The following is a 350-nucleotide window of genomic DNA, read 5'->3' on the forward strand; positions in this document are numbered from 1 at the left end:
TTGCTGTCCTTGCCCGCGCCGCTGGCCGTGATGCTGATGTTATTACCGGTCAGTACCGTGCCACTGTGGGTGGTGCTGGCCGTCGTTTGCGTCTGCACGCTTTCCGAATGGCCCGCCGTCAGGCTGACACTGACGCTCGGGCCGTTTTTAGCCATGTCGGCCGCTGCCGCGTTGCCCGCCATCGCCGCCGTCGCCGCCGCCATCGCCGTGACCCGGCTGTCCTTGGCCTGGCTGGCCGCCGCGCTCATGCTTTGCAGGCTCTGGAGCGCGCCCACCACGCTGCCGCCCAGCGCAAACGTCAGGCCGTCCTGCCTGGTCTTGACTTCAAACTTGCCCTTCTCGTTGTCCTG

Source organism: Janthinobacterium agaricidamnosum NBRC 102515 = DSM 9628 (genome assembly GCF_000723165.1).
Classification (GTDB): domain Bacteria; phylum Pseudomonadota; class Gammaproteobacteria; order Burkholderiales; family Burkholderiaceae_D; genus Janthinobacterium; species Janthinobacterium agaricidamnosum.